Here is a 23,842-nt window from a genome sequence, read left to right as displayed (position 1 = left end):
GCTGGTCATTTCTACTACGTTATCGGCTTCTCATGTAGGCTAGCTACACATCGAAGCCTCTGCCTTGTATAAATACCCAGCAACTCGCTGCAAAAATTAGCTCGAAAGGTCAACACGCCCTAGTAAGGTTCAGGAAAGCGGGTGGTTTTACCGTCACCACTAAGTGTTGTGATCGACAGTGGTTTACCATCCTCATCTAGCCTTAATTCACCAATCGCACTTCGGTTTGAAAGGCGATAGAAGGTTTGATTGTCTGGGCTCCGCTTCTCGATCTTTAAGCGCTTTCGCTTGGTGAAATAGTTCAAAACTGAGCGAGGACTGTATAACAGGCGGTCCCACACATCACAGAATTTAAGCAGCGGCGCTGGGAATTGATTTTTAATGCCACTACAGGTGATTTGATAAATGTTCGGGCTATTTCGGCGGTATCTAAGCTTGATATCGTAAGCAAAGGAGTAGTGAACATCGCCCGAAAGCACCACGAAATTGGTCGGTGTTTTGGTATGGGTAAAGATACTGATCAGCGTATTGGCACTGCCCGGATGTGCCATCCAGTTTTCAGCGTCAATCACCAATGGCTTACCAATTGTAGTCGCCATCTTTTGCAATGTTTCAATAAACTTCACGCCAAACATCGGTGCAGCTGAAACGATCACGACTTTATCTTGATGCATCAATTGATGTTGAAATTCAATCAAGGCCTCCCAGTCCATCAAACCTGAAGGTTTATTCATACGAGATTCCGAACGCCAGCGACGGGTTCGGGTATCCAACACAATGACTTTGGGTGAAGTATCTATTGTGTAATGCCACTCCTCAAAGCGACTCAACATCTCAATGAAGGCTCGATGCTTGTTTGGCTCGATGTCGCTAACAGAGTGAGTAGTCGCGGCATCGCCGGTTTCACTGTTCGTTTGTTTAAGGTTGTCCGTTTGTTCAACGTCATGCGTTTGTTTAAGAACGCGCTGTTGATCGATAAAAAGCTGTTTTGCTTGCTCGATGAATGTCTCGTCGAAGCTCTCCGGTTTATTACCCCAGCCCTGACACATCCAGTAGGCCGCAAGGCCGTTACCAATGACTTGAGTTGCGAACTGGTTTTGGTCTACGGCATGTTCCCAACCCACGGTAAGGTTCCAATCATCGGTCACATCGTGATCATCAAAGATCATGTACGTAGGGATATGTGCGAACAGACGTTGTACTTGCGGTAAGCCAGCAATGAAATCATCCATGATGACGCTTTCATCACGCCACTGTTGCTGCTCAGTCGGTGTTAATTGGCGTCCACCTTGAGTGAAGTTATTCTCAATTAAGCGCTCTCGATTGACACACTGCCACAGTGTCGGCGACCAAACTAACAGGTACATCGCGATAAACTCAGACAGCGTGACCAAGTGGTTTTCACAATCGGTAGAGCTAAAAATCGGTACGCCACGATTCGGGAAGAACTTATCGAGCATGGATTCTGAAGTGGTGTGGTGTGGCAAGTACTTATCACGTTGATATAAGTGATATTCGCTCTCAAACAAGGCGTCACTGCTGTTGATTCGGTTAACTTGCGAGTCAGTCGGTAAGCTCTCTCCCACTAGGCCAAGCAATTGAATCACTTGCTGAATAGCATCAAGTGTTGGGCCTGCCACATGGTCAGCGTAGATCTGATCGCCGCTCATCATCAGCATATCGGGTCTTTCAGCGACGGTTTGATCGGCCATCTTGTTATCTGCTGCGACTAGGCTGTCTTTGCTTGGATGATGTGGATTACGGCAAGAGCCATGAAGAATGTAATCAGCCGAGGTCGATATCTTAAACTCAACGCGAGATTTACCGTTGTAAACAAGGTGAGGTGCGAGCTCTTTTAATGAGCCTGACTCTGTGTGAACGTCATACTCTAGAGGTGTATTCGTCGGGAACTCACCTTGTAAGCGGATGAGCGTTACCCACGCATGTGTACCGATTTGAATCGAATCATGATCTTCAAGCGATGAGGTATAAAACGGCTGGTCTTGTGCTGCTTCAGAATCGTCTATTTCTTGAGTATGAAGTTCGGCTCTGCCTGTCAGAGGCGAGCTGGTGGCTAACCAAAGTACGACTTCAGTTGCAGTCGTTTTTCTTAAAATGGGTCCGGCGAGTAACAGGGGAAGAGATGATGTCGTAGAGGGTTTCAATACGGTACCTAAAATCGTTGGTGGCTAGTCGTCGTGGTGTTGTTTTGTTTCGAGCTTGTTCGTTTCAGGCTCTGTTATGTCAGGCGCGATCATTTCAGACTCAGGTGTTTCAGAACCATCTGCTTCAAGGAGTTCGATAACTTCCGAGCTAGAAAGTTCATGACCCATTAGAAATATTGCCAATAGGGCATCGGCTTTGGTCTTGGTATCGGATGTGTCGTCTAACACTTGCTCCAGTTTTTCACGAATCATAGCAATTTCGTGTTCAACAAAACCACGGCCTTCCTCATCCCCTTGATTGTCTTCTGGGGCATTGTCGAACTCAAGAAATAGCATGTCGCCGTCTAGGTTGGTATTCACCAAACGCTCGGGCAACCATGCCTCACCAATAACAATATCCGGATCGGAATCTTTGGGTAAGTGATCTATAATGTTTTGTAATTCGGAGACTTTCACAATGCTTTCATTTAACCGAGAATATTCTACATTGTAACGGTCAATGCCGCTCAAACCTAAAATTAGTTAGCCGTTATGGCTAATAAATGTCTATTCAGTAACACAAAATTTATTACAAAGAGTAATTACATAAGAATGAAGCTCAAATATTTACCGACTCTCGCTTCGTCGGGCGTTGTTTTCGTCAGTAGCGTTTTCCTAAGTACGAATGCGTGGGCCGCTGAAGAGCAAGAGTGGGGCATCGTTGCAATGTTTCGTACGGCAAGTATTCCTTACGACACGTCAGGTGGCGACCAAACGGTTAGCTCTTTTGTTCCAATGCTATTTTTCAAGAACGACTATGTGTTCATTGATGGAACTGAGATGGGTGCTTACCTTTATCAACCCGATGACGAGAAATGGTCTCTTAATGCTATCTCTCGCATGCGCTTTATTGACATTCCAGCTTCTGAACAGAACGCTATTGAAGGCGATACAGCGGACTTCGGTGCCCAGTTAACGTATCAACTGGATGAACAATGGACTCTTGAGACAGAGTTTATGAGTGACAGTGAATACAACTTCCACGGTAACTTACGTGCGAAAGCTAAGTATGAAACCGGAGACTGGGAGTTCACTCCGCGTGCGACACTGCGCTATAAAAGTGCGGATTTCAACAGCGAGTATTACTCAGCAGCCAATGAAACCATCGGCGCAGGTGTGGACCTGAATGTCGGTGTAGAAGCGCGTTACCATGTGGTTTCGAACTTATACTTATTGGGTTCAACCAGTGTGACTCGACTGGATGACAACGCTTACGATTCGTCGATTGTTGAAGACCGTTATCAAGGCGAACTTTACCTTGGTTTTGGCTTTTTCAATGATAAAACCAAAGCGCCAAAACCTAAGCTGAGCAATGCGCCGTATTTACGTGTTGCACACGGCTGGGCGACGCCATCGAATATTGGCGACATCATGAAGTTCAACAGGGAGAAAGACGAATACAACAATCAGTTGACCTCCTTCTTCTATGGTCACCCGTTAACCGATGAGATCTTCGGTTTCCCATTGGACATCTACTTAACGCCAGGTATCGCGCATCACTGGAGTTCAGATGTTCAGTCAAGCAGCACCGAATACATTGTCGCAATTAAAGCGTATTACACTTTCGACTGGCCAACTCAATGGCGTGTTGGTGTGGCAGAAGGTATGTCTTACATCGATTCGCTGACTTACATCGAAGCGAAAGAGATGAAAGAGAAAGGTTATAACGGGAGCCATTTGCTTAATTACCTCGACTTTTCGGTCGATGTAAACGTAGGTGACTTAATGAGTAAGAATGACCTGAACAACTTATGGTTCGGCTATTCGTTGCATCACCGTTCTGCTATTTTTGAAAACGCCTCTCAGTTTGGTCGAATCAAAGGCGGCAGTAACTACAATACGGTTTATCTACAGTACGAGTTTTAAGCGCGGTTTTTAGCAGGCAGTTTATAACAGGCGTTTTTAGCGTTTAGTTTTTAACTGTGATTTTTAAAACATTCGGTTTGCGTTCGTCACGCTTCCATCGCTTTTACTAACGTGAGAGTGACTAATCAGCTTGATAGCAAAAGGTTTTCCCTTTGTTGTCAGGCTTTTTTGTTTGAGACTTGTGATATAATCGCGCGAGTTTAATAAGTACAAGAATAGGACACGCTTTGACTTCGTCTCCGGAAAAAGCAGATAACAACAAGAATGCAGCACAGCCAAGTTCTCCACAGAACGAAGCGAAATCAAATAAGCCTGCATCGAACCGACCTGCTAAACAATTAAATGCTGAACAAGCAAATGCCAAGAAAGCTGAACAGTCAGCGACAAAGACAAAATCATCTCAGAATAGCCCAGTATCTCTTCGTAAAGCGCTCCACGAATGTATGATGCGTGATCGCTTCCGTTTGAGTAAGCGAATTACTGGCGCGAGTAAAATCAAGAACGAACAATCTAAGCATGCTGTCTTCGATGAGATTGCGTTAGATATTGCCAAGTCAATGATGACGGCAACTCAGCGTGCTGCGCAGAAACCAACCATCGAATACCCAGAGATTCTCCCAGTAAGCCAAAAGCGCGATGATATTGCGAAAGCCATTGCTGAAAACCAAGTAGTTATCGTGGCGGGTGAAACGGGGTCGGGTAAAACTACTCAGTTACCCAAGATCTGTTCTGAGCTTGGCCGAGGTCGTTTTGGCCTAATTGGTCATACTCAGCCTCGTCGTCTTGCGGCGCGTTCGGTTGCAAACCGTATTGCGGAAGAGATGGAAACGCAGTTGGGTGAATTCGTTGGTTACAAGGTTCGATTCAACGACCAAATTTCTGAAAACACCCAAATCAAATTGATGACCGACGGTATTCTACTGGCGGAAATTCAACACGACCGTTTCTTAAGCCAGTACGACACCATCATTATCGATGAAGCGCACGAACGTAGCCTGAACATCGACTTCATCATGGGTTACTTGAGAGAGCTTCTACCAAAGCGTCCTGACTTGAAAGTGATTATCACGTCGGCGACTATCGATCCTGAGCGTTTCTCGAAGCACTTTGACAACGCGCCGATCATTGAAGTGTCAGGCCGTACTTACCCAGTAGATACGCGTTACCGCCCACTAGGTGGTGATGACAGTGATTCAGACCGCGATCAAATCGAAGGTATCTTTGAAGCGGTGGATGAGCTGTGTGATGAAGGCCAAGGCGATATCTTGATCTTCATGAACGGTGAGCGTGAGATTCGTGATACCGCGGACTCTTTAAGTAAACGTAACTTGCGTGATACCGAAATTGTTCCGCTTTACGCACGCCTTTCTGCGGGTGAACAGAACCGTATCTTCCAGTCTCATACTGGTCGACGCATCGTTCTGGCGACCAACGTGGCAGAAACCTCGTTAACCGTTCCGGGTATTAAGTATGTCATCGACCCGGGTACGGCGCGTATCAGCCGTTACAGCTACCGTACCAAAGTACAGCGCCTACCGATTGAGCCAGTGTCTCAAGCGAGTGCTAACCAGCGTAAAGGTCGTTGTGGTCGTGTTGCTGAAGGTATCTGTATTCGCCTGTACTCTGAGGAAGATTTTGAATCACGCCCAGAGTTTACTGACCCTGAGATTCTTCGTACTAACCTAGCATCGGTTATCCTTCAGATGACAGCGTTAGGCCTAGGCGACATTCAAGCATTCCCATTTGTTGAAGCGCCCGATAAGCGCAATATTCAAGATGGTGTAAGGCTGCTTGAAGAGCTCGGTGCGATCGCGACCGTTGAACCGTCAGCGAACAAAAACAAGAACCATGGCGACGACAAGAAGAAGCTAACCGCGATTGGTCGTAAGCTCGCTAAGCTACCGATTGATCCACGTTTAGCGCGTATGGTGATTGAAGCGCCAAGCAACCGCTGTTTGCACGAAGTAATGGTGATTGCCTCTGCATTGTCGATTCAAGACCCGCGTGAGCGTCCATCAGACAAGCAACAATCGTCTGACGATAAGCACAAGCGCTTCTTCGACAAAGAGTCAGATTTCATCACGTTTGTGAACCTTTGGGATTACGTTAAGCAGCAACAAAAAGAGCTGTCGAGTAACCAGTTCCGCAAACAGTGTAAGCAAGATTACCTGAACTATTTACGTATCCGTGAATGGCAAGATGTGTATTTCCAAATTCACCAAGCGATGCGTGAATTAGATACCAAGCTGAATACAGAACCGGGCAGCTACGATGGCATTCACATGTCACTGCTATCAGGTCTGCTTTCGCACATTGGTATGAAAGACCAAGAGAAGAATGAATATCAAGGTGCTCGTAACGCACGCTTCCATATCTTCCCTGCGTCAGGCCTATTTAAGAAACAGCCTAAGTGGATCATGTCTGCTGAGCTTGTGGAGACCTCAAAACTTTGGGGCCGTGTTATCGCCAAAATTCAGCCTGAATGGATTGAGCCATTAGCGAAACACTTGATTAAACGCAGCTACAGCGAACCACATTGGTCGAAGAAACAAGCGGCGGTAATGGCTCACGAAAAAGTGATGCTTTACGGAATCCCAATCATCCCGAAACGTTTAGTGAACTATGGTGCGATTGACGCAACCGTCAGCCGTGAGCTGTTTGTACGTAGCGCACTTGTTGAAGGTGAGTGGGAAACTAAACATGCCTTCTTCAAACAAAACCGTAAGCTTCTACAAGAAGTGGAAGAGCTAGAACATAAATCGCGTCGTCGTGACATCTTGATCGACGATGATGAACTGTTCGACTTCTATGACCAACGTGTGGGTGAAGAGGCAGTTTCAGGCCGTCACTTCGATACATGGTGGAAGAAGACCAGCCAGAAAACACCGGAACTGCTTAACTTTGAAAAGTCGATGCTGTTCCGAGGCGATGCTAGCCACGTTACTGATTTGGATTACCCGAACTTCTGGCATCAAAATGGTATCAAGCTGAAGCTGAGCTACCAATTTGAGCCGGGCGACGACAACGATGGTGTAACGGTACACATTCCGCTGCCTATCTTGAACCAAATAGACCAGAACGGTTTTGATTGGCAGATCCCAGGCCTACGTCAGGAACTGGTGATTAGCCTAATTAAGTCGTTACCAAAAACGCTACGCCGTAACTTTGTGCCTGCGCCAAACTACGCTGATGCGTTCTTGGCTCGTGTTACGCCGCTTGAAGCTCCACTATTGGATTCCCTTGAGAAAGAGCTGCGCCGCATGACCGGTGTGGAAGTGGTACGTGATGACTGGAAGTTAGACCAGATTCCAGAGCACTTAAAGGTAACATTCCGTGCTGTGGATCATCGCAAGCGCAAACTGAAAGAGCAGAAAGACCTGCATGAGTTGAAAGAGAGCCTGAAAGACAAGGTTCAAGAAACACTTTCTAAAGTGGCAGACGATGACATCGAGCAGCAAAACCTGCATACGTGGAGCTTTGGTGAGTTACCAAAAGTCTACCAACAGAAACGTGGTGGCTATGATGTTAAAGCCTTCCCAGCACTGGTGGACACCAAAGACAGCGTAGAGATCAAATTGTTCGAAACAGAACAAGAGCAGATCACTGCAATGAAATCGGGTCAGCGTCGTTTAATTCTGTTGAACGTACCATCGCCGATCAAATACTTGCACTCGAATTTACCGAACAAATCTAAGCTCGGTTTGTACTTCAACCCATACGGACAGGTGCTCGATCTTATCGATGACTGTATCGCTTGTGGTATTGATAAGCTGATTGAGCAGAAGGGCGGCATAGTTTGGGAGCCAGAGCAGTTTGAAGCTCTAAAAGAACACGTACGTGCAGAGTTAGATGACACAGTTGTTGAGATTGCTCAACAGGTTGAAACCATCTTAACCACGGCATTCGCCATCAGTAAGAAGCTGAAAGGGCGTGTCGATCTTTCAATGGCATTTGCGCTTTCAGACATTAAAGCTCAAATAGAAGGTTTGATTTTTAAGGGGTTTGCCACAGAATGCGGCTGGAAACGCTTGCCGGATATTCTACGCTATATGAAAGCGATAGAGCGCCGAATGGAAAAACTGCCGATTGACCCGAATAAAGATCGCCTTCATATGATCAAAGTGGACTCTATAATGAATGATTACAAAGAGCTGCTGAATAAAATTCCAAAAGGGATCGCGGTTCCAGAAAATGTAAAAGAGGTGCGTTGGATGATAGAAGAGCTTCGTGTAAGCTTCTTCGCACAGCAACTCGGTACACCTTACCCAGTATCAGATAAGCGTGTTAAAAACGCGATTGATGCTTGCTAAACGAATAAAGCTAGACGCAATGGCAAGGTTTGGGTATAAATCTTGCTTATTGCATTACTAATTGAATAGTTATTACATACAGGGCGACTTGGTGGCAATTCATTACCACGCAAGGCCTGCCAACAGGACGAAAAAGGTCGAATATGAAAAAAACGTTATTGGCTCTAGCACTGCTAGGTGCATCTTCAACAGCGATGGCTGATTCTTGGTTGTACGGCGGCGCAATGGGTGGTCAAAACTCATTAGGTAATCAAGAAGAGACAGCGATGGGTATCCACGTGGGTACGGGCATCCTTCCATTTATTGGTGTTGAAGCGGGTTACTGGGATCTAGGTTCTTTCGACAGTGTTAAATACGGCAACCAAACACTGACTAAACTAGACGCAAGCACAACTTACCTAGCAATCAAACCAAGCATCGACTTTGGTCCTCTTCACGTATACGCGAAGGGTGGTCTTCACTCTTACGAGCTTAAAGCGAACGGCTTCAAGCAAGACGAAGTTGATATCATGTACGGTGTAGGCGCAGAATACTTCATCTTTGGCCCACTATCTGTAGGCGCTAGCTACCAAAACTTCAACATGAAAGATGACGACTCAGGCGTTTTCTCTCTAAACGCAACTATCCACCTACTGTAATTAATCAGTAAGGCGATCGTAAATAGCGGTCGGATAATTGTTTGATGGGTTTATAATACCAATCGTAGTAAATAACTGTTCATCCTAGCTAGTTAAAACGCTCGATAACTTCGTTAGAAATTTTGATTGTAGAATAACTACTTATCAAAAATTGCTGCCTTGTTCTCAAGCCTTTTTTCGGCGCTATTTATGATCATTTACTTACTGTGATTGGTATAAAAACTCATAAAAAATGCCAGCTTGATAGCTGGCATTTTTGTATCTATTGACCGGGTAATCTTGACGGTATTTTCTGACCGTAGACCGTAGACCGTAGACCGTAGACCGTAGACCCGAAGGCTACTTTTTACTGTTTAGAATTTTCTGAATTCTTGGGTTAATCGCTTTGCCGTGTTGGCTTTCGTACTCTTCACGTTTTAAATCGTTTAGGTTCTTTACGGAGTTAGCAGCAAGGAGGAACTGCGGTAATTCAGTTTCTAGCATGCCTTTCTCATCTAAACGTTTTGCTTCCAAATAGTACTTCTTAAACAGGCCATCAAGCTTGTTTTCAGCGGTGCGTTTCAAGTCGTACAGCTTGTTTTGGATAAGCCACTTTTCAATGTTGTTAACAGCTGTGCGTGACAACACACGAATGCGGCTATCAAGCAGCTCTTCTTCTGTTAATGAATCCTTTAGAATCCAAAGCTCACCCATTTGCGGCGGCCAACTGTTGCCAAGTTGAATACGTTCATGACAGTGCATTAGCACGCGGTTAAGGCCGTCTGAGTCAACAGAGTGGGCAAACTCAAGAAACTTACCGCTTGGTTCACTACCGTATTGGTATTCCCACTGAGTTTCGTACACGCTCAAGAAAGAACCGAAAACATGGATACACCAATCGGTCAGCTCTAATTCTGCTGGATCTTGGTCAACAACAGGCACTTGTTGAGACGAACCCGTGCTAGCAGCATTGGGTGTCGCTACTTCAGTGCTCTGTGCTTCAATAACTTCAGGTATTATTGAGCCTGTAGAGTCAGGAACAACAGGTGAAGCTGGCTCAGAAGGTTGGCTTTTTGCCTTTTTGAATGAGCTGCTGCCTGAAGCGTTCAGATGGGCTAAGCTTTTGTCTATACCCATTTCCTTGAGCTTGTCCTGCATTTCCTGAATATTGAGAGGTCTTCTGCTGTTGTTGTCTTTCATTTTGCTTCTCGTTAACTAGCCAGTACTGCAGCTTGGATTCAATCCGAGATAGTGGCATTAATTCATTGGCTTTGGCTTTATACCAGAGGACAAATTTCTTCCATACTAAACTATGGTCACCGGTCAAACCGGAGAATTTAAACGCACGTTCTGCCCATGATGGTATCTCTTCTTCGTTGAGATCATGAGTAGAGACGGTGTTGCTGTTCATTGAGCCTCGGCCTTGTGGGCGAGGGGCATGCTGCATGTGTTGCATCGGTGCCGGAGCAGGCTGAAACTTGGGTGCAGGTGCAGGTGCAGGTGCAGGTGCAGGTGCCGTAGAGTAGACAGGAATACTGTTGGTCGGTTGAACCTCAACGTGCGCCGTAGCTTGCTCTTGCTCAATGAGCATTTTGAAAACGTGAATCTCTTTTTGATCTCGATAATCTACTTTTATCTTATCGAGAAAACCTTGGTCGACTAAACACTTAAGGCAGTCGGCTAAACCAAACGTAGAGAGAGCACAAAGTTGACCTGCTGTTTGTAAGCACACATTGGTGTAGCCGAATTCGTCAGCACCGTCTGCAAGCATCAATAAAACAAGCTTTTCTGCTGGGCTAGAAGTATTCACTTGCCAAGCTAAATAAGAATATTTGGCGCTCAATATCGTGTTCTCAAAAAAGGTAAGTCGTTGTCACTATTGTAAGTCACCCCTTACCTAATTTATAGCAACTTAGTAGAAAACGGCATTAGTAAGCCAAATATTAACCATAAGGAGAGGTCTGCACCAAAAAGTGAACCTGAACTCACTCATTCTCGTGGTTTACGTACCCCTCCATTCGGCTCGAATAGCTGACTGTCCTAAACCATCATGCTCTATTTAGATGAAGACAGCGTAATGGGCTTGTATTGGTTTCGCCAAACTAAGGCGCTTCTTTCTGCGTTGGTTAGTGATGTTGCGTTGGTTAGTGATGCCGCGTTGGTTAGTGATGCTGTGTCGGTTATTGATCTTATGTTGGTTAACTGATGCTATGCCAGTTAATGACGGCAGGCTGGTGAGTAACGCGATGTGATTATTGATGGTTTTCTCATCTATTCATAAAGTGAATTTAATTTTATGAAACACCTGGATATGATCAATATTTGCGCTATTATGACGATAAGTCAGAAATGACGAAACGTCACAAAATGGTTAGCTACATGAATTTACTATTCGTGTTAATATATTGGATAGGAGCATTTTAAATACTGGCGAAGCTTAGATGATAGCTAAGCTCAAATACGGACTGAGAAATTATGTTTGGCTTTGGTTGTAAAGGCGATAAACAAGGTATCTTTGGTTGCAAAGGCGTGTTGTCTAAAAAGCAGCAGTCTATAGCAGACCGAGAAGTAGAATTGTTGTTGTTAGCAAAAGATCTGGTTCGAGAACAAGGGTTCGGAAACCTCACGATGGATAGGCTAACGGCAGCAAGTTCTTATTCTAAAGGTACGATATACAATCACTTTTGCAGCAAAGAAGACGTGGTTTTAGCCTTGTGTATTCACTCTTTAAAGACCGAGGCATTGATGTTTGCTCGTTCTGGAGAGTTTGAAGGCAACACACGTGAAAAGATTGTCGCACTGCACGTTGCTTACCGAATCTATGCTCGCATGGAACCGGTATTATCAACCTGTGCGATCATGGCGAAAAGCCCGTGGGTACTAGAGAAAGCGTCTAGTGCACGTGTAACCGAGATGAATGAACTGGAAGAGTTGGTGATTGAACAAGCCGATTCAATGGTAAACCGAGCAGTAGAAGCCGGTGACCTTAAGTTCTCTTCTGGTGTGGGTTCAGATGCCATCGTGTTTGCTAACTGGTCAATCGCATTTGGTTCAAATGCCTTGTCTCAGAACGCATCAAACAGTCATTGTATCAAGCGGTTACAAGACCCGTATTCAGTATTACATAACGCGAACATGCTACTAGACGGCCTAAATTGGCAGCCCCTTTCTAGCGATTGGGATTACCGCAAAACCTGGCGCCGTGTAGAACAAGAACTGTTCAGTGAAGAAGTCGCTTACCTAGAGTCAGTAGGTCGATAATCTTCCATTAAGCCCACTCGTGTGGGTTTATTAATAACCATTAGTGACGATTCGTCATAAACTTAAGTTTGCCTAGTGTGGTTTTGGTTTTCTTGAGTGTATGACTAAGAATTGTGTCTTTTGTCAGCTCCGGCTGGCTTTTTAAGACACAACTATGACGAATCGTCACAAATGGAGACTGTGATGGAACATGACAGCCAGAAGCCCAATTTAGCTAATAGCTCAGATTTAATGAGTAACCCTGATTCAACTAGTCAATCGTCCAACTCAGGTCAACAGGCTCATAATCTAGATAACAGTTGGCACTCAATACCGACCAAGCGTTCGTTTATCGTTTTGCTGGTGGTGTTTTCAATCATCATTCTCTCTGCATTAGGGGCGAAGAACCTCTACTTTAGAGGGGACTACAACATTTTCTTTGAAGGCACCAACAAACAGTTGATGGCGTTTGACGAGATCCAAACTACCTTTGCAAAAACCGACAACCTCGCGATTGTTGTTGCACCTGAAGATGGCAATGTCTTCACCCCAGAAACCCTTACCTTAATTCAAAACCTCACGGTCGATGCGTGGCAGATCCCGTACTCAAGCCGTGTCGATTCGCTTGCCAATTATCAGCATACCGAAGCGGTTGAAGACGACCTCTTGGTGGAAGACTTGCTGTACGAAGAATATGAGCACACACCAGAGCGAATCGCCAAAGTAAAACAGATCGCGCTCAACGAACCACTGCTCAAGAACGCATTGGTGTCGGCCTCTGGTGATGTGACGATTGTTAACGTCACCGTGCAATTGCCCGAAGTGGATAAAACTGCTGAAGTGCAAGAAGTGATCGCGGCCATCAACACCATGATTGGTAAGTACCAAGCCGATTATCCGAATGTCGAATTCCATAAAGCGGGCATCATTGCCATGAACAACGCGTTTATGATGTCGGCCCAAGAAGACAGCTCAACGCTCGTGCCGTTAATGCTGTTGGTGGTGTTGGTGTTCCTCACCTTTATGTTGCGCTCGTTCTTTAGTGTGGTGGCTACCTTAGTTGTGATTATCTCCTCGATTGTCGCGACCATGGGTTTGTCTGGCTGGGCAGGGATGTTCCTCAGCACCGCAACGGTTAACGTTCCAACCTTAGTGTTAACTCTTGCCGTTGCCGATTGTGTTCACGTGATTGTGACCATGAGACAAGCGATGCAGCGCGGGATGGAGAAAGCACAAGCCATTCAATACAGCATCAAGCTTAATGCGATGCCGATCTTAATTACTTCTGTGACCACCGCGATTGGTTTCTTGATGATGAACATGTCGGATTCTCCCGTATTACGAGACTTCGGTAACTTGTCGGCATTGGGCGTGATCATCGCGTGTTTCCTCTCTGTGACCATGCTTCCTGCGCTGTTAAAGCTCTTGCCAGTTAAAACTCTACCAGCCAGCTTATCTACGCAAGGAAAAGGGGCAGCAGAAAGCAAAGTGACTTTCATGGATAAGCTGGGTGATTTTGTCGTAGCGAACCGTAATGCTCTGCTGCCTATTTCGACTCTAGTGATTGTTGGCGCAGCCGCGTTAACCCCACTCAACAAAGTGAATGATGAATCGGTGAAGTATTTCGATACCTCAAGCGAATTCAGACAAGCGGCCGACTTCATGGAAGAGACTGTAAGCGGCATGACCACCATTAGTATTGCGGTCAAAACCAACGAATCTCAAGCGATTGCTGATCCTGTGTTCTTACAAGCGATTGGCGACTTTACTGAGTGGCTACGCGTTCAACCAGAAACCGACCATGTGGCCACGCTTTCCGATGTTTACATGCGTTTGAATAAGAACATGCACGGCGATGATGACAGTTACTACCAACTCCCACTAAACCGAGAACTTGCCGCGCAATACCTACTGCTTTACGAGATGTCTCTGCCGTACGGTTTGGACTTGAACAACCAAATCAACGTCGATAAATCGTCAATTAAAATGGTACTCACGGTCGACAACCTAGGCAGCGTGGAATTGGTGGAACTCGAAGAACGCATCTACTCATGGTTTGCCGCTAATGCGCCGCAATATGAAGTGGTCGCGTCGAGCCCGTCATTGATGTTTGCACACATTGGCGAAACCAACATGGCGAGCATGCTATCAACTCTGCCTATTACCTTAGTACTCATATCTGGCTTGATGATCTTCGCACTGCGCTCGGTTCGCTTGGGTGTGATCAGCCTAGTACCAAACATTGCCCCGGCGATTATTGGCTTTGGTTTGTGGGCGTTGATCTCTGGTGAAATCAACTTGGGTTTGTCAGTCGTGGTCACGCTCACACTGGGTATCGTTGTCGATGATGCAGTGCACTTTTTGAGTAAATACCAACGCGCCAGAATGGAAGGGAAATCAGCAGAAGAAGCCGTTCGTTACGCCTTCCACACTGTTGGCCGCGCACTGTGGATCACCACAGTCGTGCTTGTGGCGGGTTTCTCTGTATTGGCGATGTCGAGCTTCAGGCTCAATTCCGACATGGGCTTGCTCAGCGCGATTGTGATTTTCATTGCACTGGTGGTCGACTTCATCTTGCTACCGAGCTTGCTGATGATCTTCGATAAACAGGCTCACTATGCAGTTAAAACTCAGCACGGATCAAAGCCAGACACCAAGTCGCAGCCTAGCCCAACAGCCGAACTGACTACTTCGACCAAATAAGGAATCGTCAGCCTACAGCGGTGGGCTGACTCAAGGAGAAATTTATGAAAAGCGTTGAACAAACATTCGTTACTACATTATTTAGTATGGGCGCGGTATTAGCTTTCCCTGCATTAGCCGACCCTGCGAAAGGCCTAGAGATTGCCGAGCAACGTAAAACCGTTGATATGGGGTGGGGTGATTCTGTCGCAACCATGGAAATGCTACTTCGCAACAAACAGGGCGAAAGCAGCACACGCCTAATGCGATTGAAATCTTTGGAAGTCGATGACGATGGTGATAAAGGGCTGACCATTTTTGATGAGCCTCGCGACGTAAAAGGCACGGCTTTCTTAAACCATTCACACATCACTAAATCGGATGACCAATGGTTGTATCTACCTGCATTGAAGCGTGTAAAGCGTATCTCTTCACGCAATAAATCAGGCCCGTTTATGGGCAGCGAATTTGCTTACGAAGATTTGAGCTCGTTTGAGTTAGGAAAGCACACCTTCAACTACATTGAAGACGCCAAAATTGAAGGCGTGGATACCTTTGTATTAGAGCAAGTACCGACCGATAAAAACTCTGGCTACACCATGCAAAAGGTATGGCTAGACCAACAATATTACCGCCCAGTTCAAGTGGAGTTTTACGACCGTAAAGGCGCATTGCTGAAAACCCTCTCGTTCCAAGACTACAAACAATACCTAAACCAATACTGGCGCGCACACACCATGTCGATGCAAAACCACCAAACAGGCAAAAGTACGGTATTAACCACGACAGATTTAGCCTTCCAGACCGGTCTTAAGGACAAGGATTTTCAAAAAAACACACTTAAACGTGCAAAGTAAGGCAAGAATATGAAAAGGATTGTGTTAACAGGAACGCAGTTATCTTTAACCTTGGCGGCGACAGTCGGGCTAATGCAAGTGTCGTTGCCATGTGTGGCGGCAGGTTTTAGCTCTGAGTTCGTAGAACAGGTCACCCCGGAACTCGCAGGGCAGGTTAACCTCGAACACAGGCAGTTCTTTAGCAACGGCTTGCAAGGGCAAGATAAAGGGCAAAGCTCACTGGTGTTGCAACCAGAGTTTTATTGGGAGCAACAAGAGGGCAATGACAGCTTTACCTTCACGCCGTTTTACCGTCTAGACAGTGAAGATGATGAGCGCACCCATGGCGACGTTCGTGAAGCTCTGTATCTCAATTATTGGGACGATTATGAACTGCGCGCAGGAGTCGGCAAGGTGTTTTGGGGCGTGACCGAATCAGCGCATTTGGTGGATGTGGTAAACCAAACCGATGCCATTGAATCGGTCGATGGTGAGTCGAAGTTAGGTCAGCCAATGGTCCACTTTACCTCAATCAAAGACTGGGGAACCATCGATGCCATGTTACTGCCGTATTTTCGTGAGCGTACCTTTGCAGGGGAAGATGGTCGATTAAGGCCAACTGTACCTGTATCGGATGATGCGCTTTACGAATCGTCGAGAGAAGAAAAGCACGTCGATGTGGCATTGCGTTATAGCCAAATGTACGACGATTGGGATGTCGGTTTAAGTTATCTAGGTGGTACAAACCGCGACCCTTATTACCGTGTAGAAGGCAATGAACTCAAGCCGTATTACGCGCAAATGCAGCACTTCGGACTCGATGTACAAGGTATTATGGGTGACTGGTTATGGAAGCTAGAAAGCATTTATCGCGATAGCTACGACAACCACACTGGCGTGGTAACAGGCTTTGAATACACATGGGTTGGGGCGCTTGAATCCTATTGGGACATCGGTTTTATTGCCGAATACTTGTATGACAGCCGAGGCAACAATGCTCAAACCATTGGCCAAAACGATGTGTTCCTCGGGGCGCGTTTCGCCTTGAATGATGAAGACGGCACCGAAGTGCTTACAGGCATTACTCAAGACTTAGATAACAGCGATGTCTACAGCGCGAAGCTCGAAGCTTCAAGCCGCATCAACAACAATCTCAAGTGGCGATTAAACGCTTGGTTGTTTGAGAACGAAACCCCAGAAGACTTGTTGTTCTTCGCTCGTAAGGATGATTTTGTTGAACTGGCGTTGGAATATTATTTTTAGTCTTTACAAAAAGTTAGTATTTCCAACCATTTAGCATTTCCAAAAAAATTGGCATTTCCCGAAAAGCTAACATTGGTTTCGTGAGGCGTTCTTCTTAAGGGGGACGTCTCAAATTTAAGATGAGCCATATTTAGAATGTTCAAAGTCGTCTTTTTATAAAGTGGATCAAACAATCGAATAAACCTACAGGTAAAATGGTTATATTTTTCCAGTATCTATAACCTCCGAATATGCATGTGAAGCATGCTGGTGGTATCGGCCCTAAGGGATTTATGAATTCATTTAATTGGGATAATAACTTTGAAACAGGCATTGGCGTCGTAGACGAACAACATCAATACCTTGTTGGTTTTATCAACCACTACGGAAACCTGTTGTCAGAGAATACTATCTCTATTGACGACATTAACGTCGCTTTACTCGATCTCACACGCTATGCCGAATTTCACTTTAAAGAGGAAGAATCTTTGATGAGGGATTGCGGTGTGTATGAGTTACACATTGAAGAGCACATCAAAGTGCATCGTGTATTCATGCGAGATATCTACAGTATGCAAGCCTTCATCTTGGAAGAAGATCAGTCGTCAGCACGGCAGTTACTGGATTTCTTGATCCATTGGCTTGCTTATCACATCCTTGGCATTGATCAAAACATGGCGCGACAAATGACCGCCATAGAAGAGGGCGCGACACCTCTGCAAGCCTTTGAAGCGGAGGAAAAGCAGCAAGACTCTTCGACTGTGCCTTTGTTGGCGGCTCTTAAAGGCTTATTTGAACAAGTCTCTGAACGCAATAAGCAGTTGTTACGCTTCAACCAGTTACTCGAAGATAAAGTTGAGGAACGCACGGCTGAATTAAAAAGAGCGAACAAGAGACTTGAAGAGCTGTCATTAACCGACTCTCTCACTAATTTGCATAACCGTCGTAGTGCTTTTAAACAGTTAGCGCTGCATTGGCAAGACTCTAAAGAACTTGGCATGCCTTTAGTGTGCATTATGATTGATGCCGACCACTTCAAGCGCATTAATGACACTAGCGGTCATGATGCAGGCGACTTGGTGCTAAAAACCCTCTCGCGTGAACTGAAAAACACGTTCCGTAATGATGATATTGTTTGCCGGTTAGGTGGCGATGAGTTCTTGGTTATCTGCCCAGACACCGACCTTAAAGGTGGGATGTACATAGCGGAAACCGCTCGACAGAAAGTGTCTGAATTAGAGGTTGAAACCAGTAATCAAGTTTGGATTGGCAGTATTAGTGTCGGTGTAGCCGAAATAACCCAAGAATTCGAGTCCATGAATGAGTTGGTTAAAGCCGCCGATGAGTCCGTTTATTTAGCGAAAAACGCAGGCAAAAATAGCGTTTGTTCGATTCAGATTTAGAGCTCGGTTCACTCGAGATCGAGGGTACCGTGCACTTCAGATCTAGAACACCGCTCGCTTTAGTCTTTGAGCGCTACTCACTTTATTTTTTGAGCGCTATTCGCTTTAATTCTAGAACCTAGTTCACTTTAGTTTTTGAGTGCGACTCACTTTAAAATAAACAAGTGGAACCGGTATTTGTTCCACTTCTTCCTATTCCTCATTAATATCCTGTTAAATTTGCCGTGTTTTTAGTCAATAACTAGCTCTTTTAGCGATTCAATTTGGCATTGGTAGCGTGTTTGATTACTATGTGTAGCTATCTAAAAAAACTAATCATCCGATACGGACACTACCAACTGGTAGATGAGGAAATGATGCAACATCTAGAAGAGATCATTGCTAATGCAACGACTGCTATTGATACAGCAGATTCGTTAGTCGCACTTGATGAAGTGCGAGTTCAGTATTTAGGTAAGAAGGGTGAACTAACTCTTCAACTACAAAGCCTAGGTAAACTTCCACCTGAAGAGCGTCGCACTGCTGGTCAAGAGATCAACAAAGCGAAAGGTGCTGTTCAACAAGCGATCGCAGCTCGCAAAGACGCACTACAACGTGCAGAGCTTGAAGCGAAACTAGCTGAAGAAACTATCGATGTGAGCCTACCAGGTCGTCGCATTGAGAACGGTGGTCTTCACCCAGTTACTCGCACAGTTGAGCGTATCGAACAGTTCTTTGGTGAGCTTGGCTTTAGCACTGAGTCTGGCCCTGAGATCGAAGATGCATTCCACAACTTTGATGCACTAAACATCGCAGACGATCACCCAGCTCGTACTGATCACGATACTTTCTTCTTCAACCCTGATCTAATGCTACGTACGCACACTTCTGGTGTTCAAATCCGTACGATGGAAAACGGCAAACCGCCATTCCGCTTCATTGCTCCGGGTCGTGTTTACCGTAACGACTACGATCAAACTCACACGCCAATGTTCCACCAAGTGGAAGGTATGTTAGTTGATGAGAACGTAAACTTCGCACAACTTAAAGGCATTCTTAACGATTTCCTTTGTAACTTCTTTGAAGAAGAAGTTGAAGTGCGTTTCCGTCCTTCATTCTTCCCGTTCACAGAGCCTTCAGCTGAAGTTGACGTGAAACGTAAAGATGGCAAATGGCTAGAAGTTCTAGGCTGTGGCATGGTTCACCCTAACGTACTTCGCTCTGTTGGCATCGACCCTGAGAAATACTCTGGTTTTGCATTCGGTATGGGTGTAGAGCGTCTAACGATGCTTCGTTACGGCGTAAATGACCTTCGTGCGTTCTTCGAGAACGACCTTCGTTTCCTTAAACAATTCAAGTAATCCGGGGCAGTCAAAACTATGAAATTCAGTGAATCTTGGCTACGCGAGTGGGTTAAACCTGCAATTAACAGCGAAGAGCTAGCTCACCAAATCACTATGGCTGGTTTGGAAGTTGACGATGTAGAACCTGTTGCTGGTGAATTCACCGGCGTTAAAGTAGGTAAAGTGGTTGAGTGCGGTCAGCACCCAGACGCAGACAAACTACAAGTAACTAAAATTGATATCGGCGAAGAAGAACTTTTAGACATCGTATGTGGTGCATCTAACTGTCGTCTTGGCCTAACTGTAGCAGTAGCAACAGTTGGTGCAGTACTTCCTGGTGACTTCAAAATCAAGAAAGCAAAACTACGTGGCGTTCCATCGCACGGCATGCTTTGTTCTTTCTCTGAGCTAGGTATCGACGTAGAGTCTGACGGCATCCTTGAGCTGCCAGAAGGCACAACACTAGGTATGGACGTACGTGAGCTTCTTGAGCTTAACGACGTAACTATCGACGTAGACCTAACAGCAAACCGCGCAGACTGCTTCAGCATCCGTGGCCTTGCTCGTGAAGTTGGCGTACTAAACCGCGCAGACGTTACAGAGCCAACAGTTGAAGCTGTTGCAACAAGCATTGAAGACACAGTATCTGTTGAAATCAAAGCAACTGATGCTTGTCCACGTTACCTTGGCCGTGTGGTTAAGAACGTAAACGTGAAAGCGGAATCTCCAATCTGGATGCAAGAAAAACTGCGCCGTTGTGGTATCCGTTCAATCGACCCAGTTGTAGACATCACAAACTACGTGATGCTAGAGCAAGGCCAACCAATGCACGCATTCGATCTAGCTAAGATCGAAGGCGGTATCGTGGTTCGTCTAGCAGAGCAGGGCGAAAAGCTAACACTTCTAGATGGCAACGAAGCTGAACTAAACAGCAACACACTTGTTATCGCTGACCACAACAAAGCACTAGCAATCGCTGGTATCTTTGGCGGTCAAGATTCAGGTGTTACTACTGAAACGACTGACGTTCTTCTTGAAGCTGCATTCTTCGCACCGGATCATATCCGTGGTCGCGCACGTGCTTACGGCCTTCACACAGATTCTTCTCTACGTTTCGAACGTGGTGTTGATTCAACGCTACAAGCAGCAGCAATGGAGCGTGCAACACAGCTTCTAGTTGAAATCTGTGGTGGTGAAGTTGCTCCAGTAAACGGCAGCGAATCTGAAGCTGATCTTCCTAAAGCAAACGTAGTTGCTCTACGTCGCGCTAAGCTAGACAGCCTATTAGGTCACGAAATCCCATCTACAGACGTAGTGGAAATTCTTACTCGCCTAGGTTGTGAAGTTGAAAGCACTGATGCTGGTTGGACGGCAACGTCTCCATCTTGGCGTTTTGATATCGCAATCGAGCAAGACCTAATTGAAGAAGTAGGTCGTATCTACGGTTACGATAACATTCCAAACCAAGCGCCTAAAGCGGCACTTAAAATGAATGACCACAAAGAAGCTAACCAACCGCTTAAGCGCGTTCGTGACCTTCTTGTAGACCGTGGCTACCACGAAGCAATCACATACAGCTTCGTAGAACCAGAACAGCAAAAACTTGTTGTACCTGGTGTTGAGCCGCTAATCCTGCCATTCCCAATCTCTGCGGACATGTCAGCAATGCGTCTTGGCCTAATCCAAGGTCTTCTAAACACAGTTGTTCACAACCAGAAGCGTCAACAGTCTCGCGTTCGTCTATTCGAATCAGGCCTACGTTTCATCCCTGAAGCAACTGCTGAAAACGGCATGCGCCAAGAAATGATGCTTGCGGGCGTTATCTCTGGTACTCGTGGCGAAGAGCACTGGGACATTGCAACTAACACTGTAGATTTCTTCGATCTTAAAGGTGACCTAGAAGCAGTTCTTGAGCTTTCTGCAAACGAAATCGCATACAGCTTCAAAGCAGCGAAGCACCCAGCACTTCACCCAGGTCAAACTGCGGCTATCGTAGTAGACGCTGGTTTAGAAACAGAAAGGGAAGTGGGTATCATTGGTACTGTTCACCCAGAACTAGAGCGTAAGTTTGGTCTTAACGGCCGCACTATCGTATTCGAAATCGAATGGGCTGCTATCAATACTCGCGTGCTTCCAGAAGCAGTAGCCGTATCTAAGTTCCCTGCAAACCGTCGTGATATCGCCGTTGTTGTTGATGAAGCAGTCGCTTCTGGCGACATCGTAGAAGCGTGTATCGCAGCGGGTGGCGAATTCCTAACAGGCGCTAAACTGTTCGACGTATACGTTGGTCAAGGCGTTGAAGAAGGTAAGAAGAGCCTAGCAATCGCACTTAGCCTACAGTCTGTAGAGCGCACACTTGAAGATGCAGACATCGCTGGTTCAGTAGATGCAATCGTAGCTTCAATCTCAGAGAAATTCGGCGCAGCACTTCGCGACTAATCTCTTCTGATAGATAGAAAAACCAAAGGCCTCGCATTGCGAGGCCTTTTTTGACTAAGTAACCTATAGTGTTAAGAGTTAAATAACCACAATAACAAAGCCAAAATCGAAATAGGAATGAACATAGGCATTAACGTAATTAGAGTGTTTTTTATTGCCGTTCTTATTTTTACCGTTCCTCTATAATCAGCTTGTGTAATTTCGGATCGTTCGAAAAGATTAAACCACTCCAAAAACTGATCTGTTGACAAACATGCACTATGTCCTCCTTTATAAAATCTATTGGCCATTATGCCTGCTAGACTTCCTTTAAATCCTTCCCTGCCAGCCATACCTAAACCAACTGCCAATGCTTGACTAGCTAAAAGTGCTTTGTCATTCAGTGCACAATTATTAACTATTTTAGTAATACCATGCTTTGTCACTATATCAGACCAATTGTAACCACTTTTGAGAACAGAACCATTTAAGACAACCTTATCAAAAGTGGGTGCGTGTTCATTCGGGATTTTTCGCAACGCTTCTGCAATTAAATATGTGCCGAAGCTATGACCGACTAATTGTACTTTTGCGTTTGGGTATGTACGTGCAATAAGTTGAAATTCTCTTGTTAACCGCTCTACTTCTATGTGTCTTCTTGGAGGATATAGAAAGCTAGTTACAGGGAAATACTGATAATCATATAAGAGGTGAGTCTACTCACACTGATTAGTTTTGATGTACTGATCGAAGTTATCTTGCCACTCTCCATGTGTATTAATACCATGCACAGAGAATACTATTTTAGTATCATTCTTAGGAAGTGTTTTATCTGATGTCGTTAGTTGATATTCTTCTACATAGTCAGTAATTTTTGTTTTCCATGTTAAATCTGATGAACTATAAAGATAAGTGAAGACTCGATAACCTTGGTTTTCGTCAGTATACTTATCTTTCAGATTAGGGTACTCGGTTAAAACTATAATATTCTTTGGTGGAGATATTTTTTTTCTTTTCTGCTTATGTTTTATCCAACGCAAAAGCTCTACACCACCCTCTGGGTTTTTTACTTTATCACTTTCGGTATTGGGTATTTGGATATCTAAGATGACGAAAGCATAACGCCTTTTTAGCATTTCTTGCATTGCATCATCACAATTTCCAACATGTTTAATGTGGAAGTTCGAATTAATTGATAGTAATAAGTCTCTAATCTTTATAAGTTTTTCATTAGAATCTTCAACAATTAAAAAATCAATCATTAATGATTTTCCCTAAGACATTGCGTAGTTGTTCTTCCCATGATTCATCGGACTTATCCCAAAAGATTACATCATGAAGGTTTTTGGAGAACTTTTTCAATAGTTCATCTTTGAGTGTATCAAGAGCCACTGTGTCATCATGGTGACCGAATACATCCCATTGTGTAATTATCACAGTAGGTACTGATATTCTTTTGTGCTTCATTGTTTGAAGGATATGTTTACCTGATAATGAACCAATTGAATTTTTTTCTTCTTCATAGCTAGGTAAACTCATATCAAGTATAAACAAATCATAGCTATTTTCACGCAAGTCAGCTATTGCGTCTGCAGGTGTTACTACAGTCTTGATATCGAAGCTATAACAATCTATTGCATCGATTATAGAATCCAACTTAACCGGGTTGTCTTCTACTATAAGTACTTTTGTTTTACTCACG

18 protein-coding genes are annotated in these 23,842 nt (G+C 45.0%); 11 read left to right on the top strand and 7 right to left on the bottom strand.

Annotated features, from left to right (window positions below; translation table 11 throughout):
- Nucleotides 1-119 precede the first annotated feature (119 nt).
- Complete coding sequence (locus ACED28_RS14055; RefSeq protein WP_371710110.1) at nt 120-2,165, bottom strand: alkaline phosphatase family protein; 2,046 nt, start codon at nt 2,163-2,165, stop codon at nt 120-122.
- Nucleotides 2,166-2,189: 24 nt separating this feature from the next.
- Nucleotides 2,190-2,675 (bottom strand): hypothetical protein, encoded by a 486-nt coding sequence (locus ACED28_RS14050; protein WP_017101161.1) that lies wholly within the window; start codon nt 2,673-2,675, stop codon nt 2,190-2,192.
- 81 nt (nt 2,676-2,756) lie between these two features.
- Here ACED28_RS14050 and ACED28_RS14045 point away from each other — a divergent pair, with 81 nt between their 5' ends.
- The 3 genes from ACED28_RS14045 to ACED28_RS14035 all read left to right on the top strand — a co-directional run bounded on the left by ACED28_RS14045 (nt 2,757) and on the right by ACED28_RS14035 (nt 9,018).
- Nucleotides 2,757-4,070, top strand: a complete 1,314-nt coding sequence (locus tag ACED28_RS14045; RefSeq protein WP_371710109.1) for a MipA/OmpV family protein — start codon at nt 2,757-2,759, stop codon at nt 4,068-4,070.
- Nucleotides 4,071-4,297: 227 nt separating this feature from the next.
- Nucleotides 4,298-8,380 carry an ATP-dependent RNA helicase HrpA gene (gene hrpA / locus ACED28_RS14040; RefSeq protein WP_371710108.1) on the top strand — a complete coding sequence of 1,361 codons (4,083 nt, stop codon included), beginning with the start codon at nt 4,298-4,300 and terminating at the stop codon, nt 8,378-8,380.
- Between the two features lie 143 nt (nt 8,381-8,523).
- Nucleotides 8,524-9,018 carry an outer membrane beta-barrel protein gene (locus ACED28_RS14035; RefSeq protein ID WP_009847008.1) on the top strand — a complete coding sequence of 165 codons (495 nt, stop codon included), beginning with the start codon at nt 8,524-8,526 and terminating at the stop codon, nt 9,016-9,018.
- A gap of 339 nt (nt 9,019-9,357) precedes the next feature.
- On the opposite strand, the gene ACED28_RS14030 is transcribed toward ACED28_RS14035, so the two are convergent.
- Together ACED28_RS14030 and ACED28_RS14025 are read right to left on the bottom strand one after the other, a co-directional pair.
- Complete coding sequence (locus ACED28_RS14030; protein WP_102249803.1) at nt 9,358-10,134, bottom strand: hypothetical protein; 777 nt, start codon at nt 10,132-10,134, stop codon at nt 9,358-9,360.
- Complete coding sequence (locus ACED28_RS14025; RefSeq protein WP_371692867.1) at nt 10,055-10,840, bottom strand: hypothetical protein; 786 nt, start codon at nt 10,838-10,840, stop codon at nt 10,055-10,057. The genes ACED28_RS14030 and ACED28_RS14025 overlap by 80 nt, the downstream gene beginning before the upstream one ends.
- 207 nt (nt 10,841-11,047) lie before the next feature.
- On the opposite strand from ACED28_RS14025, the gene ACED28_RS14020 reads away from it, so the two are divergent.
- From ACED28_RS14020 to pheT, 8 genes are all read left to right on the top strand, one after another.
- Entirely contained in the window at nt 11,048-11,203 is a 156-nt protein-coding gene (locus ACED28_RS14020) for a hypothetical protein (protein ID WP_371710107.1), read from the top strand.
- 269 nt (nt 11,204-11,472) lie between these two features.
- On the top strand, nt 11,473-12,258 hold the full coding sequence (locus ACED28_RS14015) for a TetR/AcrR family transcriptional regulator (protein ID WP_371710106.1): 786 nt from the start codon (nt 11,473-11,475) through the stop codon (nt 12,256-12,258).
- Nucleotides 12,259-12,369: 111 nt separating this feature from the next.
- Nucleotides 12,370-14,940 (top strand): RND family transporter, encoded by a 2,571-nt coding sequence (locus tag ACED28_RS14010; RefSeq protein ID WP_371710105.1) that lies wholly within the window; start codon nt 12,370-12,372, stop codon nt 14,938-14,940.
- Between the two features lie 44 nt (nt 14,941-14,984).
- Nucleotides 14,985-15,776, top strand: coding sequence for an outer membrane lipoprotein-sorting protein (locus ACED28_RS14005; RefSeq protein ID WP_371710104.1), 792 nt, complete (start codon nt 14,985-14,987; stop codon nt 15,774-15,776).
- 9 nt (nt 15,777-15,785) lie between these two features.
- Complete coding sequence (locus ACED28_RS14000) at nt 15,786-17,018, top strand: hypothetical protein (RefSeq protein ID WP_371710103.1); 1,233 nt, start codon at nt 15,786-15,788, stop codon at nt 17,016-17,018.
- Between the two features lie 272 nt (nt 17,019-17,290).
- The gene (locus ACED28_RS13995; protein ID WP_371710102.1) at nt 17,291-18,400 is read left to right on the top strand and encodes a GGDEF domain-containing protein; all 1,110 of its coding nucleotides are present in this window, start codon (nt 17,291-17,293) and stop codon (nt 18,398-18,400) included.
- A 356-nt stretch (nt 18,401-18,756) separates the two neighbouring features.
- Nucleotides 18,757-19,740 (top strand): phenylalanine--tRNA ligase subunit alpha, encoded by a 984-nt coding sequence (pheS, locus tag ACED28_RS13990; protein ID WP_004734764.1) that lies wholly within the window; start codon nt 18,757-18,759, stop codon nt 19,738-19,740.
- 18 nt (nt 19,741-19,758) lie between these two features.
- Complete coding sequence (pheT, locus tag ACED28_RS13985; protein WP_371710101.1) at nt 19,759-22,161, top strand: phenylalanine--tRNA ligase subunit beta; 2,403 nt, start codon at nt 19,759-19,761, stop codon at nt 22,159-22,161.
- A gap of 71 nt (nt 22,162-22,232) precedes the next feature.
- Here pheT and ACED28_RS13980 read toward each other — a convergent pair whose 3' ends face one another.
- The 3 genes from ACED28_RS13980 to ACED28_RS13970 form a co-directional block, all read right to left on the bottom strand.
- Nucleotides 22,233-22,790 (bottom strand): alpha/beta hydrolase, encoded by a 558-nt coding sequence (locus tag ACED28_RS13980; protein ID WP_371710111.1) that lies wholly within the window; start codon nt 22,788-22,790, stop codon nt 22,233-22,235.
- A 66-nt stretch (nt 22,791-22,856) separates the two neighbouring features.
- On the bottom strand, nt 22,857-23,402 hold the full coding sequence (locus ACED28_RS13975) for a hypothetical protein (protein ID WP_371710100.1): 546 nt from the start codon (nt 23,400-23,402) through the stop codon (nt 22,857-22,859).
- The gene (locus ACED28_RS13970) at nt 23,395-23,841 is read right to left on the bottom strand and encodes a response regulator (protein ID WP_123301381.1); all 447 of its coding nucleotides are present in this window, start codon (nt 23,839-23,841) and stop codon (nt 23,395-23,397) included. The genes ACED28_RS13975 and ACED28_RS13970 overlap by 8 nt, the downstream gene beginning before the upstream one ends.
- Nucleotide 23,842: the final 1 nt, after the last annotated feature.

It is taken from the genome of Vibrio sp. 1F253 (assembly GCF_041439295.1).
GTDB classification, from domain to species: Bacteria; Pseudomonadota; Gammaproteobacteria; order Enterobacterales; family Vibrionaceae; genus Vibrio; species Vibrio tasmaniensis_A.
Note: the sequence above shows the minus strand (reverse complement) of the source record. Positions and strands in the feature narration are given on the sequence as shown.